This is a genomic window from Streptomyces sp. 15-116A, from assembly GCF_025290915.1.
GTDB lineage: Bacteria > Actinomycetota > Actinomycetes > Streptomycetales > Streptomycetaceae > Streptomyces.
The window spans coordinates 1-15,807 of the sequence record NZ_JAOCQE010000148.1 but is presented as its reverse complement, the minus strand read 5'-3'; the positions used below and the strand labels follow the sequence as shown (position 1 = coordinate 15,807).

Genomic DNA, 15,807 nt, shown 5'->3' with positions numbered 1-15,807 from the left:
CGGCAGCGCCTCCAGTCGCCGCCGCCAGTGTTCCCGCTGCTCCTGCGGGGTGCCGGAGCGTCCGGGGCCGGCTGCCGCGACCGGCCGTGGGACGGCCGCGGGGTCCGCGTACAGCCGCCACAGTTCGCGGCCCAGCAGATGGATGCTGCGGGCGTCCGCCACGGCGAGGTCCACGGTGAGGTGCACAGTGGCACGCCCGTCGGCCTGCCGCACCACCCGCAGGTCGGTGTGCGGGCCGTGACCGAGCGGGAACGGCGGGCGGCCGAGGTCCGCCGGGACGGACCCGCCGCCCGGGCCTTCCGTCCTGCCTCCGGCGTCACGGGCCTCCTCGGTGGCCCCGGGCTCCTCGACGCCGATGTCCTCGACCGGGATGCGCCAGTGGGCGGGCGGCTCGGGATCGACACGCAGGGTGCCGTCCGGCAGGACGGTGGTGCGCAGGACGTCGTAGGCCGCCGTCATGCGCAGCCATGCGTCCGTGAGCCGGTGGAGGTCGAGGTCGCGCACCACGAAGGACTGGTGGACGTGACAGCCCTCGGGTTCCCCGGCGCCGGTCCTGGCGACGTAGTACGACTGCTGCAGGGCGTTGGGCCGCTCCGTGCGGGCCTCCTCGGGCCGCTCGGCGGCCAGCAGGTGCAGGGCGTTGACGTACGCGCTGAACAGTCGCTCCGCCCGTCCCCTGGGCAGCGCGGCCTCGTTGACGTCCCAGCGCAGGTGGAGCCTGCCGCCGCGCACGCGCAGCTGGTGGTCGAGGTGGACGCCGCTCGTCTCACTGACCGCGTATCCGGGAGCCGCGGGGAAGCCCTCGGTCTCCTCCGCGAGGTCCAGCATGCTGGTGAACACGACCGGCAGCGCCGGTGCGGACCGCAGCGCCCTGAGTGCTTCCACGCCGCTGACGGCGGTGTACCCGAGGTCGGACCACAGCAGCCGGTGGACCTCGCCGGCCGCCTCGTCCACCGGTCCGCCGCCGAGCGCCTCCTCCGGCACGGGGAAGACGAGGTTGGACGTGAAGGGGCCGATGAGACGGTCGGCCGCGGCGGGAAGCCGGGTCCGCTCACTGACCGTCAGGACGAGGGAGAACGGGCTCCCGGAGCCACGGCCCAGCACACGGGCGAAGACGGTGAGCAGCAGCGAGGTCGGCGACACCCCGGCTTCTGCGGCGCGCCGGCGCAGCGACCGCCACTCGTGTGCGTCGAGTTCGGCGGTGAGCGGGAAGCGGCGTCCGGCACCGGTGGGGGTGCCGAACAGGTCCGGGCCGGGCGGGAGCCGGTCGAGCCGCCGCCTCCAGTGCTCGAGCGCCGCCCGGTGGGCCGGGGTGCCGCGGCGGGCGAGCAGGGCGGTGACGCAGTCCCGCACGGAGGGCCGGCCGGTGTCCGGCTCGGCCGCTCGTCCCGGTCGACCGGTGTAGTGCCGCCACCAGTCGGCGAGCAGCGTCTCCAGGCCGCGCCCGTCGGTGAGCAGCGCGTCGACGTCCAGGTGGACGACGGACGTGCCGCCCGGCACCCAGCTGACCTCCACGGCGAACAGCGGTCCCGTGCCCGGGGCCCGGCAGCGGTGCGCCAAGTCGTCCCGGACCCGCCTCACCTGGCGGTCCCGCTCGGCCTCGGTGGTTTCGTGGACGCGGAAGGGCGGTTCGGCCGCCTCGGGCGGCGTGCGGCGGACGAGCTGCCGGCCGTCCGTGATCTCGGCGCGCAGCATGTCGTGGTCCAGGACCGTCTCCCGCAGCGCGGCCCGCAGCCGCTCCGGGTCGAGCCCGTCCACCTCGAACTCGCGGTAGAGGTGGCAACCGACGGAATCGGCGGTGAACTCCGGCGCGCCGCCCACCAGGTACGCCTCCTGCAGGGCGGTCAGCCCGAACGGCTCGTGGCGGCGGTCGGGCTCCGGGCGCACCACGACGGAACCGTCGGGGCGTACGGTCGCCGTCTCCTCCGGGGCGGGCCCACGTGAGCGTCCGGAGGTCCCCGGTGCGGGATCCGTGGCCGACGCGCTGCGGGCGAGGGCCGACGTCGATCCGTCCCGAGTGGTGGTGCCCGCCGCTGCCGGTGGGGTGACGGCGCCGGACGTCCGTGCGGCGGTGGCGGCGGTCGCTCCGGCCGGCGCGTGAGCGTCCTGCTCGGCCCGTGCCACGGCCCCCGCTATCCGGCCGGCCAGGGCCGGTACGCCTCCCGGCTCGGAGAGGTGCTCCAGCGGTACCTCGACCCCGAGTTCGTCCTGGATCTCCAGCATCAGCCTGGCCGCCGACATGGAGTCCACACCGGCGGCCACGAGGGAGCGGGTGTCCTCCTGGGCCGCCTCGGCGGGCAGCAGCCGCCGCAGCAGGGCGGTCACCTCGGCCACCAGCGAGGCGTGCCGGGCGGACCGGTCCGACCGGTCCGCCCGGTCCGAGCCGCCGCCGTGCTCCTCCGCCGCCGGTGATGCGTCCTTGCCGGTGCCGCTCGCCCGTGTGCCGTCCCCGCCGGTGCCGGCTGCGCGCCCGTGCGCGACGGTCTCTCCGGTGACCTCGGCGTCCATGCCTGTGCCCTTCCGCTCCCTTGTCCGCTGTCGCTCTCTCGCGCGTGACTGTTCGTGCCCCGGGCGGCCTTCTCCGCGAGAAGACCGGCAGCCGTCGCGCCGTCAGTGGCCCATGGCGAGTCCGCCGTCGACGGGAACGACCGCCCCGGTGACATAGGCCGCCCGGGGTCCCGCCAGGAAGGTCACGACATCGGCCACCTCCTCGGGGGCCGCCGTGCGCCCCAGCGGGATCTGCCGCATGAGCTCGGCGCGGCGGGCGTCGGTGAGCCGCTCGGTCATGTCGGAGCGGACGTAGCCCGGCGTCACGACGTTGCAGGTGATGCCGCGCGACCCCAGCTCCCGGGCGAGGGACCGGGCCATCCCGATCAGACCGGCCTTCGCCGCCGCGTAGTTGGCCTGGCCCGCTGCCCCCGCGTACGCGCTCACCGAGGAGATGAAGATCATCCGCCCTCGCCGCATCCGCACCATGGGCCCGACCGCCCTGCGGGCTGCCCGGTACGCGCCGGTGAGGTTGGTGTCCAGTACCTGGGTGAACGTCTTCTCGTCCATCCTCATGAGCAGGGTGTCGTCCGTGACGCCCGCGTTGGCCACCAGCACCTCGACCGGCCCGTGCAGGGCCTCCGCCTCGGTGAAGGCCCGGTCGACGGACGCCTCGTCGGTGACGTCGCAGCGCACTCCCGCCACGCCGTCGGGCACCCCGCTGCCGCGGTGGGTGGCGGCGACCCGGTCCCCCGCCGCGGCGAAGGCGCGGGCGATGGCGGCTCCGATGCCGCGGCTGGCGCCCGTGACCAGTACCGACCTGCTCACCGGTTCACCACTCCCAGGCGACCAACTCGGGGTAGGGCGCGGTGAAGTGGTCGAGTTCGCCGCGTGAGACCTGGGTGGAGAATCCCGCGGCCCGCGCGATCTGCCGGGTGAAGGCCGTGCGGAAGCGCTCGTCCGCGGGCAGCCCGACCGCGTCGGCGGACTCCAGCATCAGCTCGACGAAACGTTCACGTTGGTCGTCGCGGATGTTGAGCCCCTGGTGGGCCCGGTAGATCGCCTCGAAGCCGCCCAGTTCCTCGCTGTAGCGGCGCGGACCGCCCAGCATCTGCGCCAGGAAGGCGGTGAGGTGGTCCACGTGGTGCGAGCTGCCGTACCGGAACAGCTTGCCGAGCGACTCGTCGCCGAGCACGGCCTCATGGAAGTGCTCGGCCATCTTGCGCAGCGTGGCCTCACCGCCGACGTGCTCGAACATGGTCGCCACAACGGCCCTCCTCACGTCGTCTCGGGACGTGTTCACGCTAGGTGGCGCGGGCGGCGGCTTCTGCTCAAGAGTGCGCAGTCGCCCCGTACCGAGCATGGCGACGTACTTCTCGATGCGGGCGACCCGCAGGTCGGGGAGCTGATCGCAGCTGCACTAGCATGAAGGCGAAGTCCAGGCAGACGGCTCGGGGCGCCGAACGGGCTGAACGGCTGTGCGGTGACGGGTGGGGAGCTCGGGTTGCGGTTGCGGGTGCCGGTGGGCGAGGACGCCGAGCGGTGGGTGACGCGGGCGGGCTGCCGTCGGGTGCTGTTCGTCGTGCACAACGTGACCTCGGCGACGCGGCTGCTGGACGTGCTGCCGTTGTTCCGGGTTGCCGGTGCTGCCGTGGGAGCAGGCCAGGGAGACTGCGTTCGACCTGGCGGTGGCGGCGGGCTACGGCGGTGAACTCGGCTCGATACAGGGCGAGTTGGCGGTCCTGTCGCACGGGGTCGGATACAATAAGAGGCACCGGACACCGAGCGCCGGTCTTCGGGCTGTCGCCGGAGTGGCTGCTGGAGGGCGGGCGTCCGCTGGCCAGTGCCACCGTGCTCTCGCACCCCGAGCAGTTGGAGCGGCTGCGGGCGGGGTGCCCCGAGGCCGCGCCCACCGCGGTGCTCGCGGGCGACCCCTGCTACGACCGCATCCTCGCCGCACTCCCCCACCGTGACCGTTTCCGCCGGGCCCTGGGTGTGGCGGCGGGCCAGCGGCTGGTCGTCGTCAGTTCGACCTGGGCCCCGCGTTCCCTCTTCGGCGGCACGGCGAGCGACCTGGACGATCTGCTGCCCTGGCTGCTGTCCCGGCTCCCCGCCGAACTCCCCGCCGACGAGTACCGGACCGCCGCCGTCCTGCATCCGAACATCTGGTACGGACACGGGCCCGGCCAGGTCCAGCGCCGGGCTTATGTAGACGCGGCCCGCGTTGTAGGGGTCGCCGCCGCCGGGCAGGCGCCGGAAGCGGGCCAGTGCCTCGTGCAGCCGGGGGATCGCGGCGGTGAAGTGCCGTTGCCGGGCCTGGGCGCGGCCGATGTGATGCTCCAGCAGGGCCGTGGCGCGGGGCACGTCCTCCCGGCCGTCGTCGCCCTCCCGGATACGGCCGAGGATCTCCCGTGCCTCCTCGAAGCACCGCTGGGCCTCCGCGTACCGCCACTGCCGCAGCCGCAGCAGCCCCCGGGCCTCCACGGCACTCGCCTGCCCCCGGTGATGCCCGCAGGCGCGGTCGGCGGCCACGGCCCGGGCGAGGGCGTCGTCGGCCTCGTCCGTGCGCCCGATGCCCATGTGACCGACGGCCAGTTGCACGAGCATGCGGCCCACGGCCCGGGGGTCGCCGAACTCCGCCGCGCTGCGCCGGGCGGCCTCCACGCCGAGCAGATGCGTGTCGATCCACTGCGTGTGGAAGCCGAGCTTCAGATGCAGGCCCCACATCGCCGCGCACAGCTGCCACACGAGGTCGTCGAAGCCGTGGTGGGCGGCGGCCCGGATCACGGCGGCGAGGTTCTCGCGCTCCCGGCACAGTTCCGCCAGCGCGCGCCTGCCGTCGGCGGGATCGCGGTTCTCGGGGAGCGTGAGCGCCCGGTAGGCCGGGCCGAGCCGCCAGCGCAGCGGCATGACCCGGAAGTCCGCCTCGGCCGCGCTCCGCAGCGACGCCACCGCCACCCGGCGCACGGCGGCGGCCATACGGCCGTGCCCGTCCTCGGCGATCGCCAGCTCCCGCGCGTGCGCCCGCGCCAGGTCGTGGAAGCGGTAGCGCTCCTCGCCGATGCTGCCCCCCGGCGACGGCGGCGTTCACGGATCGCGGGCCCGCCCTGTGTGCACCCTTGCTTTTGCCGCCGGTCTGTCCGATAACCGAGGCATGTCACAGCGCAGTGACCTCCGGCGGCGCAGGGCGACGCTCGAGGACGAGTGGACCCGCTGGGTGGCCGGCCGCACGGTGCTGCGGACGGCGGCGCCGGGCCGCGGGGCGCTGCGGCCCGAGGTGACCGAGTCGTGGGGGCGTTCCCTGGTCAGCGTGGACCCGCGGGTGGACAGCGCGCCCGTGACCGACGGGGGTTCGGTGGCGCGCCGCTGGGCCGGTTCACCGCTGCGCCGGCCGGTCGACGGTCTCGCCGACGAGCTGCACAGCATCGCCGAGGACGCCGGATTCGTCAGCGCCGTGACCGACGAGTCCGGCACCATCCTTTGGACCTGCGGAGGGCGCACCATGCGGCGCCGCGCCGAACAGGTCAACTTCGCGCCCGGCGGACGCTGGGACGAGCCCGCCATGGGCACCAACGCGCTGTCCCTCGCCCTGCGCACCGGCCGCCCCGCCACCGTCTTCTCCGCCGAGCACCTGGTCAGCGCCCTGCACGGCTGGGTCTGCTACTGCGCGCCGATCCACGCCCCCGACGGCCGCGTCCTCGGCGTACTGGACCTGTCCACGACCTGGGACCGCTCGCACCCCCTGGCCATGTCGACCGTCCGCTCGCTGGTGTCCACCATCGAGACCCGGCTCCGTACGGAACTGCCCGCCCCGGCCACGGCCCCCGTGCGCCTGACCTGCCTCGGAGGCGCCGGGCGGGCCGAACGCGCGGGCGTGCCGCTGCCGTTGCGCCCGCGCCAGCTGGAGATCCTCACGCTGCTCGCCCTGGAACCGGGCGGCTTCACCGCCGAGCGGCTGCGCGAGGCGCTGTACGGGGACCGCCTGGTCACCGCGTCCACGTTCAAGGCGGAGATCTCCCATCTGCGCCGCGCCCTCGGCGGCGGCATCGCCACCCGCCGCTACGCCCTGACCGACCCCGTCTCCTGCGACGCCGACGACGTCCTGCGCGCCCTGAAGGACGGCGACCTCACCACCGCCCTGCGCCACTACGGCGGCCCCCTGCTCCCCCGCTCCGAGGCCCCCGGCATCATCGAGTGGCGCGCCCAACTGGAGGTCGCCGTACGGGAGGCGGTGCTCGCCAGCGCCGACCCGGAGCACACACTGCACTACGGCGAACGGGCGCCGTACGACGCTGAGGTGCACCAACGCGCCCTGGGTCTGCTGGGCCCCGCCGACACCCGCCGCCCGATCGTGCTGGGTCGGCTCAGCACCGCCCTGCGCGACTGAGGCGGACCAAGACCGGCACCAACCTCCCGCCAACCTCGGCGCAGCACAGTGAGCCGCACCACGACGGCACGAACCGCCGTCGTACCACCGCACTCACCGTCGATCCCCCGAGGAGAGCCGCCATGGTGTACGCGCAGCCCGGCACGGACGGCAGCATCGTCACCTTCGCCCGCCGCTACGACAACTTCATCGGCGGAGACTGGGTCGCCCCCGTCGAGGGCCGCTACTTCGAGAACCCGACCCCCGTGACCGGCAAGACCTTCTGCGAGGTCGCCCGCTCCTCCGCCGCCGACATCGACCTCGCCCTGGACGCCGCGCACACCGCCGCGCCCGCCTGGGGCCGCACCTCCACCACCGAGCGGGCGAACATCCTCAACAAGATCGCCGACCGGATCGAGCAGCACCTGGAGAAGATCGCCGTCGCGGAGACCTGGGAGAACGGCAAGCCGGTGCGCGAGACGCTGGCCGCCGACATCCCCCTCGCGATCGACCACTTCCGCTACTTCGCCGGGGTGGTGCGCGCCCAGGAGGGCAGCATCGCGGAGATCGACGCGGACACGGTGGCGTACCACTTCCACGAGCCGCTGGGCGTGGTCGGCCAGATCATCCCGTGGAACTTCCCGATCCTGATGGCCGCCTGGAAGCTGGCGCCCGCGCTGGCCGCCGGCAACTGCGTGGTCATCAAGCCCGCCGAGCAGACCCCGGTCAGCCTGCTGTACGTCGTCGAGCTGATCGCCGACCTGCTGCCGCCGGGCGTGCTGAACGTCGTCAACGGCTTCGGCGTCGAGGCGGGCAAGCCGCTCGCCTCCAACCCGCGTATCGCCAAGGTGGCGTTCACCGGGGAGACCACCACCGGGCGCCTGATCATGCAGTACGCGAGCGAGAACATCATCCCGGTCACCCTGGAGCTGGGCGGCAAGTCGCCGAACATCTTCCTGCCGGACGTGACGGCCGCCGACGACGACTTCCTGGACAAGGCCGTCGAGGGCTTCGTGATGTTCGCGCTCAACCAGGGCGAGGTGTGCACCTGCCCGTCCCGCGCGCTGATCCACTCCTCGATCTACGACGAGTTCATGGCCCGCTGCGTCGAGCGCACCAAGGCCATCGTCAGCGGCAACCCCCTGGACCCGACGACCATGATCGGTGCGCAGGCCAGCAACGACCAGTACGAGAAGATCCTGTCCTACATCGACATCGGGAAGAAGGAGGGCGCCGAACTGGTCACCGGCGGCGGCACGCGCACGGTGGACGGCCTGGACGGCGGCTACTACATCGAGCCGACGATCTTCCGCGGCACCAACGACATGCGGATCTTCCAGGAGGAGATCTTCGGCCCGGTGGTGTCGGTGACGACGTTCGATTCGGTCGACGAGGCCCTGAAGATCGCCAACGACACGCTGTACGGCCTCGGCGCGGGCGTGTGGACCCGGGACGGCAACACCGCCTACCGCATGGGCCGCGAGATCAAGGCGGGCCGGGTGTGGACCAACTGCTACCACGCCTACCCGGCGCACGCGGCGTTCGGCGGCTACAAGAAGTCCGGGATCGGCCGCGAGAACCACAAGATGATGCTCGACCACTACCAGCAGACGAAGAACCTGCTGGTGAGCTACTCGGCGCAGAAGCTCGGCTTCTTCTGATGAGGGTGACCCGGGTCGAACTGACCGAGGCGGCCGAGGACTTGGTGCGCAAGCTCTCGGCCGCCCACGGCCCTCTCATGTTCCACCAGTCCGGCGGCTGCTGCGACGGCAGCGCACCCATGTGCTACCCGCGCGGCGAGTTCCGGGTCGGCGCCTCGGACGTCCTGCTCGGCCGGGTCGCCGGTGACACACCGTTCTGGATGAGCGCCGACCAGTACGCGTACTGGCGCCACACCCATCTCACCGTCGACGTGGTCCCCGGCCGGGGCAGCGGCTTCTCCCTGGAGGCCCCTGAGGGCGTGCGTTTCCTGCTCCGCTCCCGGGTCCTGACCGACGAGGAGTCCGCACGTGCCGAGTCCGAACCGCCGCTTCCGACGGGAGCCGACGTCACGGACTGAGCGGTTGTCACGAGGCGCCGGGGGGAATGCTTGATTCCACAACTTCCAGTACGTCCCCGGCGCTTCGGGAGCACCATGCTGCGCGGCATCGACGTGAGCTCGTACCAGCCCTCGTCCTACGACACGGACGGCCTCTCCTTCGTCTTCATCAAGGCGACGGAGGGCCGTTCGTACGTCAACCCCCGGCTCTCCGCCCAGACCAGGACAGCCCGCGACGCGGGCCTGGTCGTCGGCTTCTACCACTTCCTCTGGCCGGGCAACCTCACCGGCCAGGCCGAGTACTTCGTCTCCAAGGCCCCGGACCGCCCCGGCGACATCCTCGCCGTCGACTGGGAGACCACGGGCGACGGCACCCACGCGACCAACGCGGAGAAGGACCGCTTCATCCGCAAGGTGAAGGAACTCCGCCCGGACAACCGGGTGATCCTCTACTGCAACCGCGATTTCTGGTTGAACGTCGACACCACTTCCTACGCCGGCGACGCCCTGTGGATCGCCGACTACGTCACCGCGGGCAAGCCCCGCATCAAAGCGAAGTGGCGCTTCCACCAGTACACCGACGACCCGATCGACAAGAACGTCGCGGACTTCTCCAGCAAGACGGCACTGAAGGAATGGGCCGCCGGCGGGTGAGGGACCGGCCGGTCAGCCCCGGAACGCCTCCTGACGCTCGGGGGACGCCTCCGCCAGCGCCTTGGTGACCGCCTCGACACCGCCCCGCAGCCCGTAGACCGGGGTACCGGGCTGCTGCCGCCAGGACTCGTCGATGCCGCCGGCGTCGACGGTGTCGAAGCCGAGCTCGTCGATCAGTTCCCGGACCTTGCGCTTGGCCGCCTCGTCGTCACCGGCCACGGGAAGGGCCATGCGCTCGGGGTCGCCGGCGGGGCGCGGGCGCTCGAGGATGTCCTGGGCGTAGGTGCCGTTGAACGCCTTGACGACCGGGTGCCCGATCTGCCGTTCCGTCCAGCGGCTCTCGGTGAGCCCCTCGTCCTCGATCCCGGCGATCCGCCCGTCGCGCTCCCGCGGGTAGTAGTTCCCCGTGTCGATGACGGCGACCCCGTCCGCGGCCTCGTCGAACAGCCCGGACGGCAGGTCCGGTACGGCCTTGACCGGCACCGTGACCACCACGACCTCGGCGCCCCGGGCCGCCTCCTCCACCCGGACCGGTGTCGCCCCGGTCTCCTCGGCGAGCTGGGTGAGCGTGTGCGGCCCGCGCGAATTGGCGACGGACACGTCGTGCCCGAGTGCCGTGAGCCGCCGCGTGAGATTCCCGCCGATGTTGCCCGCGCCGATGATGCCGATCTTCATCCTGACTCGCCTCACCCTTCTGGGGACCGCTGTCCGTGCCGGCGCTGTCCGCGACCGCCGGTGATCCCCACCAACTCCCGCCGAGGGTGGTCTATTCCGCGTGCCAGGGACATGCGAAAGGCCCGGCGCTGTGCCCGGGCCCTCGCGGTGCGGCTCACTTGTTCAGGTGGGACCAGAACTCGTCGAAGGACAGGAGCTTGTCGCCGTTGAGGTCGCGGCTGGCGATGATGGCCTCGGCGACCGCCTCGGTGACGTTCCAGTCGCCGGCCTGGGCCAGGGCGGTCTTGAACTCGGCGGCGGTGATGAATCCGTCCCCGTCCGTGTCGATCCGCTCGAACTGCTTGCGCGCTTCTTCGATGTCCGCCACCGATTCGCCCCTCGTTGTGTGCTGTGCTGGTGTCGCAGGTCAGATTAGCTGGCCGCCCGAGCCTCCCGTGCGGCCGGTAGCGGGCGAGACGGGCGTTCGTCCCCGCGACACGGCGTTCCCGTACGGTGGCGGGCTCGGCGTCTGCGATCAGGCCGCGCAAGATCTCGGCGGCCCGGGGCGCGTCCGGGCGACGCCGGACGTCCCCGCGGGGACGTCCGGGTCCCGGTCGGCCGCGTTGAACTCGATCATCCTGCGCATGGTGGCCCGGAACTCCGGGTCCTGGATCAGCTCGGCCAGCTCCACCCAGGCGTCGACCCGCTCGGGGGTGGGGTCGTCGGGCAGGATCCGGTTTCCGGACAGGCTACGCAGGCACGCCGAAGATGCGACAGCCGCCGGTGGACGAGCCCACCGGCGGGAGCGCGCCCTCGTCGGACCATTAGCGCCCTCACCTGCGCGTGTGCAGGCGATTCCGGTCAGCACCGCCGCACGGCGCTCCCTCGGATTCCTGCTTCACCGGCCCCTGCCACCCGGACGTGGTCTTACAAGGCCTCCACAGGCCTGACTTCCCGCCCGTCCGGCGGTAGGGGGTAGACGCACCTCCACCCTGACGGGTGACGGAGTGGACAAGTACCGACAGCGGATGGTGCGCTCAGCGGTCCGTCACGCGCATCTCGAACCAGGTCGTCTTGCCGCGCGGCAGCAGGTCGACGCCCCAGCGGTCGGCGAGCTTGTCGACGAGGAAGAGGCCGCGTCCGCTGATGTCCAGTTCCTGGACCGGCATCAGACAGGGCAGCCCGCGGGACGGGTCGCGGACCTCGACGCGGATCCAGCCGCGGCGGTGACGCAGGCGCAGTCCGAAGACGCGGGCGCCGGTGTGGCGTACGGCGTTGCCGACGAGTTCGGAGACGAGTAAGACGGCGTCCTCGGTGGTCTTGGCGGTGAGTCCCCACTGCCGCAGGATCACGACCTGGACCAGTCGGCGGGCGGTGGCGGCGGACTCGGGACGGGACGGCAGCGGAACCTCCGCCTCCGTCGGATCGCCGTACAACTCCAGTGCCTTCAGGGCGTGTTCGTCCTCGACCGTCGGCGACCAGCGCGACGCGGTCGCACGTCCGTCTCCCCGCGGCTGTTCCCTACCCTCCAGCCCCGCCATGCCCCCATCATGACCGCCGGGGGCGGCCTCAGGGGCTGTTCCGAGGGAATACGCCCCCCGTGCGCCCCCCTTCCGCACCGGTCCGCCGTCATATGCCGAGGGCATTTCGCGTCCGTCGACGCCCTGTCCCACCTGCGGAAACGGCTCGCTGCGCGGCAATCGACGGGCTCCCTCGACAAGACGGGCTTAAGGTGGCCTTAAGGCTGCCATAAACCGTCCCGTCGAGGGACCTGGATGAGACATCGCGTCAATTGCAAGCCCTGGGGCGGGCTTTCACCGAACGGTCAGAGGAACTTCGCCTTGCCCGGCCCCTCCTCGACGAAGCTGCGCATGCCGCGCTCCCGGTCCTCGGTCGCGAACAGGCCCGCGAACCAGTTCCGTTCGACGGCGAGACCGGTGTCGATGTCCGTCTCCAGGCCGGTGTCGACGGACTCCTTGGCCGCGCGCAGCGCGATGGCGGGCCCCTGCGCGAGCTTGGCGGCCCAGGCGTGGGCGGCGGCGTACACCTCGTCGGCGGGCACCACCCGGTCCACAAGGCCGAGCGCCAGTGCCTCGTCGGCCTTGACCTGGCGGCCGGTGAAGATGAGGTCCTTCGCCTTGGACGGGCCGATCAGCCGCGCCAGGCGCTGGGTGCCGCCCGCGCCCGGGATGAGGCCGAGCAGGATCTCCGGCTGGCCCAGCTTGGCGTTCTCACCGGCGATGCGGTAGTCGGCGCACAGCGCGAGCTCGCAGCCGCCGCCGAGCGCGTAGCCGGTGACCGCGGCGACGACCGGCTTGGGGATGCGGGCCACGGCGGTGAAGGAGTCCTGCAGGGCGCGGGCGCGCAGGACCATCGCGGTGTGGTCCATCGCCTGCATCTCCTTGATGTCCGCGCCGGCCGCGAACACCTTCTCCCCGCCGTAGATCACCACGGCGCGCACGTCGTCGCGGCGCGTGGCCTCCTCGGCGAGTTCCTTGAGCCGGTCCTGCGTGGCGACGTCCAGCGCGTTCATGGGCGGCCGGTCCAGGCGCAGCGTTCCGACGCCTTCGGCGACTTCGAGATTCACGGTCATGGCAGCAGGTTAACCAGCATTAACGACTGCGGCCCCGGTGCCGTACCTCACACCGGGGCCGTCGTCACACAGCGAGGGCTACGCCTTCCACTTCTCCCACGACATGTTCCAGCCGTTGAGGCCGTTGTCCGGGGCGATCGTCGCGTCGTTCGAGTTCTTCACGACCACCACGTCGCCGATCATCGAGTTGTTGAAGAACCAGGCCGCCGGGGCCTTCTTGTCCCAGCCGCCGCGCACGTCGCGCAGCCCGACGCAGCCGTGGCTGGCGTTGCGGTTGCCGAAGGCGTCGCCGCCCCAGTAGTTGCCGTGGATGAACGTGCCGGAGGTGCTCAGGCGCATGGCGTGCGGGACGTCCTTGATGTCGTACTCGCCGCCGTAGCCGACCGTCTCGCCGTTCATGCGGGTGACCGTCAGCTTCTCGCTGATGACCATCTGGCCGTTCCAGGTCTCGTAGCCGGGCGCGCCGGTGGTGACCGGGATGGTCTTCACGACCTTGCCCTCGCGCATGACCTTCATCGTGAGCTTCTTGGCGTCGACGACGGAGACCTGGTTGCGGCCGATGGTGAAGGAGATCTTCTTGTCCTGCTCGCCGTAGACGCCGGGACGGCCCTCGACGCCGTCGAGGTTGAGGTCGACGGTGACCTTGGTGCCGGCCTTCCAGTACTTCTCGGGCCGGAAGTCGAGCCGGTCGTTGCCGAACCAGTGGCCCTCGACCTCGACGGCCGGTTCGGTGGTGATGCGGATGGCCTTCTCGACGTCCTCGGGGCTGGTGATGCCCCGGCTGAAGCGGACGGAGAACGGCATTCCGACGCCGACCTTCGAGCCGTCCTCCGGGGTGAAGGTGCCGATGAAGGTGTTCTTCGGCGTCAGGGTGGTGAAGTCGGCGTCCTCGGCGGCGGTGCGGCCCTCGGAGTCCTTGGCGACCGCGTGCACGGTGTACTTGGTGGAGGCGGCCAGGTGGGTGGACGGCGTCCAGGTGGCGCCGTCGCCGGATATCTTGCCGTCGATCCGCTCGCCGTCCGGGTCCTTGACGACGACCTCGGTGAGCTTGCCCTTGGCGGCGCTCACCTTGAGCGCGCCGCTGGTCTCGACGGACTTGGCGCCGTCCTTGGGGGCGATGGTGACGACCGCCTCGGACTGCTTGCTCTGGGCCGCGGTGGAGTCCTTGCCCTTGCCCTTGCCGTCGCCCGGTCCGGAGTCGCCGCCCGGGCCGCAGGCGGTGACCGCCAGCATCACGCCCAGTGCCAGCGCCGCCAGCCTCCTGCCGCCCCGCCGTCGCGCGCCACCCTGCCGCGCGCCGAACGACGCCCCCGATATCGGCCCCACGTTCACGTTTGTTCTCCCCTCGGCGGGCCTGGCCCAGCCCGCGCCCCCGCGCGCCTCTTCGCACGCACCGGCGCATCCTAACCGCAGGCCAGGGGCGTTGGGCCGGACGCCAATGTCACCGTTCCGTCCCAACTTGGACGACCGCCCGACAGCCGCCCGTCGAGGGTTATTTCACCGCGCTGCCGGCCTTCCATTCCTTCCAGCTCATGTTCCAGCCGCCGAGGCCGTTGTCGGGCGCGACCGTTTTGTCCTTGCTGTTGATCACCTCGACGACGTCGCCGACGAGGCTGCGGTCGAAGAACCAGCCGGCCGGTGCCTGGGCGTTGCCGCCCTTGTCGTCGCGCAGTCCGATGCAGCCGTGGCTGACGTTGCGCTCGCCGAAGACGTCGGTGTCGGCCCAGTAGTTGCCGTGCAGGAAGGTGCCGGAGCTGGTCAGGCGGATGGCGTGCGGCACGTCGGGGATGTCGTACTCGCCGCCGAAGCCGACCGTGCGGCTGTTCATACGGGTGACCTCGAGCATCTCGGTGATCACCATCTTGCCGTTGTAGGTCGGGGTCTTCCTCGCCCCGGCGGTGATGGGCACGGTGGCGAGGAGTTCGCCGTCGCGGCGGACCTTCATGGTGTGCCGGGAGGCGTCGACGACGGAGACCTGGCTGCGGCCGACGGTGAAGGTGAAGGTGCGGTGCTGCAGACCGTAGACGCCGGGGGCGCCCTCGACGTCCCTCAGGCGCAGGTCGACGGTGACCTTGGTGCCGGGCTTCCAGTAGTGCTCGGGGCGGAAGTCGAGGCGGGAGCCGCCGAACCAGTGCGGGCGGATGTCGACGGCCGGGACGGAGCGGACCCGGATGGCGCGTTCGACGGCCGCGCGGCGCTTGATCTCGCGGTTGAACTCCAGGGAGACGATCATCCCGGTGCCCACGGTGGAGCGGTCCTCCGGGGCGACGTAGCCGATGAAGCGTTCCTCGGGGACGTGCGTGGTGAACGTGGTGTGGCGGGCCGAGCGGCGTCCGGAGCCGTCGACGGCCACCACGTCGACGGTGTACTTCGCGGCCAGCGCCAGCCGTTCCTCGTCGGGCGTCCAGGTCAGCCCGTCGGCGGAGACCCGGCCGGGCACCGGGGACTCGCGGGCGTCCTGCGACTTGACCACCTTCACCGACTCCAGCCGCCCGTCGGGCACCCACACCCGCAGCCGGGTGCCGGGGCGGATGCCCTTGCCGCCGTCCTCGGGCGTCACCCGGATGACGTCCTCGGGGGCCGGTGGCCCGAACGCCCCGCCGATGGGGCCGTCCGAGCTACAGCTGACGGCCCCGGCCAGCAGTCCTGCCCATGTCACTACGGCGGCCAGCGCGGCCCTCGCGCGCCGTGCGCGCCCTTGTACGTGCCTCACGCGGTGCACAACGACGGGCCTCGCCCCCGGGAAACGTCACCGGCCGCCGGGAAACGACCATGCCGCCCCCGGGGAAACGTGAGTGCGAGGCACGCGCTGGGCAGAACAACGGGGAGGACGACGCGCAGGGGAGCCGCGGCGGAGCCGAGCACCAGGGCCGCACCACCCCTGTCCCCCGTCGTTCCACGAGCCGCGGGAGGCTGACAGGTGTCCAGCGCAGCCGAGCAGGAGGCGGTGGCCGGAGAGCGGGCCACCGGGGAGGGGCGCCCGGCCGCCGTCGTGAACGGCGCGCGGCCGGCGCC

General features: G+C 72.2%; 14 protein-coding genes and 1 pseudogene. 5 read left to right on the top strand and 10 right to left on the bottom strand.

Annotated elements, in window-relative coordinates; translation table 11 throughout:
- The 3 genes from N4P33_RS22050 to N4P33_RS22040 all read right to left on the bottom strand — a co-directional run.
- A partial coding sequence (locus N4P33_RS22050; protein WP_260828370.1) for a condensation domain-containing protein occupies positions 1-2,508 on the bottom strand: 2,508 nt, incomplete at its 3' end.
- Positions 2,509-2,610: 102 nt separating this feature from the next.
- Positions 2,611-3,315 carry a 3-oxoacyl-ACP reductase FabG gene (gene fabG / locus N4P33_RS22045; RefSeq protein WP_260828369.1) on the bottom strand — a complete coding sequence of 235 codons (705 nt, stop codon included), beginning with the start codon at positions 3,313-3,315 and terminating at the stop codon, positions 2,611-2,613.
- A gap of 4 nt (positions 3,316-3,319) precedes the next feature.
- A complete protein-coding gene (locus N4P33_RS22040; RefSeq protein ID WP_260828371.1) occupies positions 3,320-3,745 on the bottom strand; it encodes a group II truncated hemoglobin in 426 nt (141 codons plus the stop codon).
- 593 nt (positions 3,746-4,338) lie between these two features.
- Between N4P33_RS22040 and N4P33_RS35715 the strand changes: the two genes are divergently transcribed.
- From N4P33_RS35715 to N4P33_RS22015, 5 genes are all read left to right on the top strand, one after another.
- Complete coding sequence (locus N4P33_RS35715) at positions 4,339-5,634, top strand: hypothetical protein (RefSeq protein WP_399029914.1); 1,296 nt, start codon at positions 4,339-4,341, stop codon at positions 5,632-5,634.
- Between the two features lie 7 nt (positions 5,635-5,641).
- On the top strand, positions 5,642-6,874 hold the full coding sequence (locus N4P33_RS22030) for a helix-turn-helix domain-containing protein (RefSeq protein ID WP_260828368.1): 1,233 nt from the start codon (positions 5,642-5,644) through the stop codon (positions 6,872-6,874).
- A 122-nt stretch (positions 6,875-6,996) separates the two neighbouring features.
- The gene (gene adh, locus N4P33_RS22025) at positions 6,997-8,514 is read left to right on the top strand and encodes an aldehyde dehydrogenase (RefSeq protein ID WP_260828367.1); all 1,518 of its coding nucleotides are present in this window, start codon (positions 6,997-6,999) and stop codon (positions 8,512-8,514) included.
- Positions 8,514-8,912, top strand: coding sequence for a DUF779 domain-containing protein (locus N4P33_RS22020; RefSeq protein WP_260828366.1), 399 nt, complete (start codon positions 8,514-8,516; stop codon positions 8,910-8,912). The genes adh and N4P33_RS22020 overlap by 1 nt, the downstream gene beginning before the upstream one ends.
- A 75-nt stretch (positions 8,913-8,987) precedes the next feature.
- On the top strand, positions 8,988-9,545 hold the full coding sequence (locus N4P33_RS22015; protein WP_260828365.1) for a glycoside hydrolase family 25 protein: 558 nt from the start codon (positions 8,988-8,990) through the stop codon (positions 9,543-9,545).
- 12 nt (positions 9,546-9,557) lie between these two features.
- Here the strand turns inward: N4P33_RS22015 and N4P33_RS22010 are convergent, their stop codons facing one another.
- From N4P33_RS22010 to N4P33_RS21980, 7 genes and pseudogenes are all read right to left on the bottom strand, one after another.
- The gene (locus tag N4P33_RS22010) at positions 9,558-10,235 is read right to left on the bottom strand and encodes an NADPH-dependent F420 reductase (RefSeq protein WP_399029912.1); all 678 of its coding nucleotides are present in this window, start codon (positions 10,233-10,235) and stop codon (positions 9,558-9,560) included.
- A 139-nt stretch (positions 10,236-10,374) separates the two neighbouring features.
- Positions 10,375-10,587, bottom strand: a complete 213-nt coding sequence (locus N4P33_RS22005; RefSeq protein WP_260828363.1) for an EF-hand domain-containing protein — start codon at positions 10,585-10,587, stop codon at positions 10,375-10,377.
- A gap of 73 nt (positions 10,588-10,660) precedes the next feature.
- Positions 10,661-10,929, bottom strand: a pseudogene (locus tag N4P33_RS22000) (MerR family transcriptional regulator); the annotation flags it as partial.
- 307 nt (positions 10,930-11,236) lie between these two features.
- A complete protein-coding gene (locus tag N4P33_RS21995) occupies positions 11,237-11,845 on the bottom strand; it encodes an anti-sigma regulatory factor (RefSeq protein ID WP_260828362.1) in 609 nt (202 codons plus the stop codon).
- A gap of 179 nt (positions 11,846-12,024) precedes the next feature.
- On the bottom strand, positions 12,025-12,792 hold the full coding sequence (locus N4P33_RS21990) for an enoyl-CoA hydratase/isomerase family protein (protein WP_260828361.1): 768 nt from the start codon (positions 12,790-12,792) through the stop codon (positions 12,025-12,027).
- A 78-nt stretch (positions 12,793-12,870) separates the two neighbouring features.
- A complete protein-coding gene (locus N4P33_RS21985) occupies positions 12,871-14,124 on the bottom strand; it encodes an Ig-like domain-containing protein (protein ID WP_260828360.1) in 1,254 nt (417 codons plus the stop codon).
- A gap of 160 nt (positions 14,125-14,284) precedes the next feature.
- A complete protein-coding gene (locus N4P33_RS21980) occupies positions 14,285-15,505 on the bottom strand; it encodes an Ig-like domain-containing protein (RefSeq protein WP_260828359.1) in 1,221 nt (406 codons plus the stop codon).
- Positions 15,506-15,807: the final 302 nt, after the last annotated feature.

Excerpts from the sequence above, each read along its gene's own strand:
- N4P33_RS22040 (WP_260828371.1), bottom strand. The coding sequence starts at position 3,745 with ATGTTCGAGCACGTCGGCGGTGAGGCCACGCTGCGCAAGATGGCCGAG.
- N4P33_RS22015 (WP_260828365.1), top strand. The coding sequence starts at position 8,988 with ATGCTGCGCGGCATCGACGTGAGCTCGTACCAGCCCTCGTCCTACGAC.
- N4P33_RS21995 (WP_260828362.1), bottom strand. The coding sequence starts at position 11,845 with ATGCCCTCGGCATATGACGGCGGACCGGTGCGGAAGGGGGGCGCACGG.
- N4P33_RS21990 (WP_260828361.1), bottom strand. The coding sequence starts at position 12,792 with ATGACCGTGAATCTCGAAGTCGCCGAAGGCGTCGGAACGCTGCGCCTG.
- adh (WP_260828367.1), top strand. The coding sequence starts at position 6,997 with ATGGTGTACGCGCAGCCCGGCACGGACGGCAGCATCGTCACCTTCGCC.
- N4P33_RS22020 (WP_260828366.1), top strand. The coding sequence starts at position 8,514 with ATGAGGGTGACCCGGGTCGAACTGACCGAGGCGGCCGAGGACTTGGTG.
- N4P33_RS22030 (WP_260828368.1), top strand. The coding sequence starts at position 5,642 with ATGTCACAGCGCAGTGACCTCCGGCGGCGCAGGGCGACGCTCGAGGAC.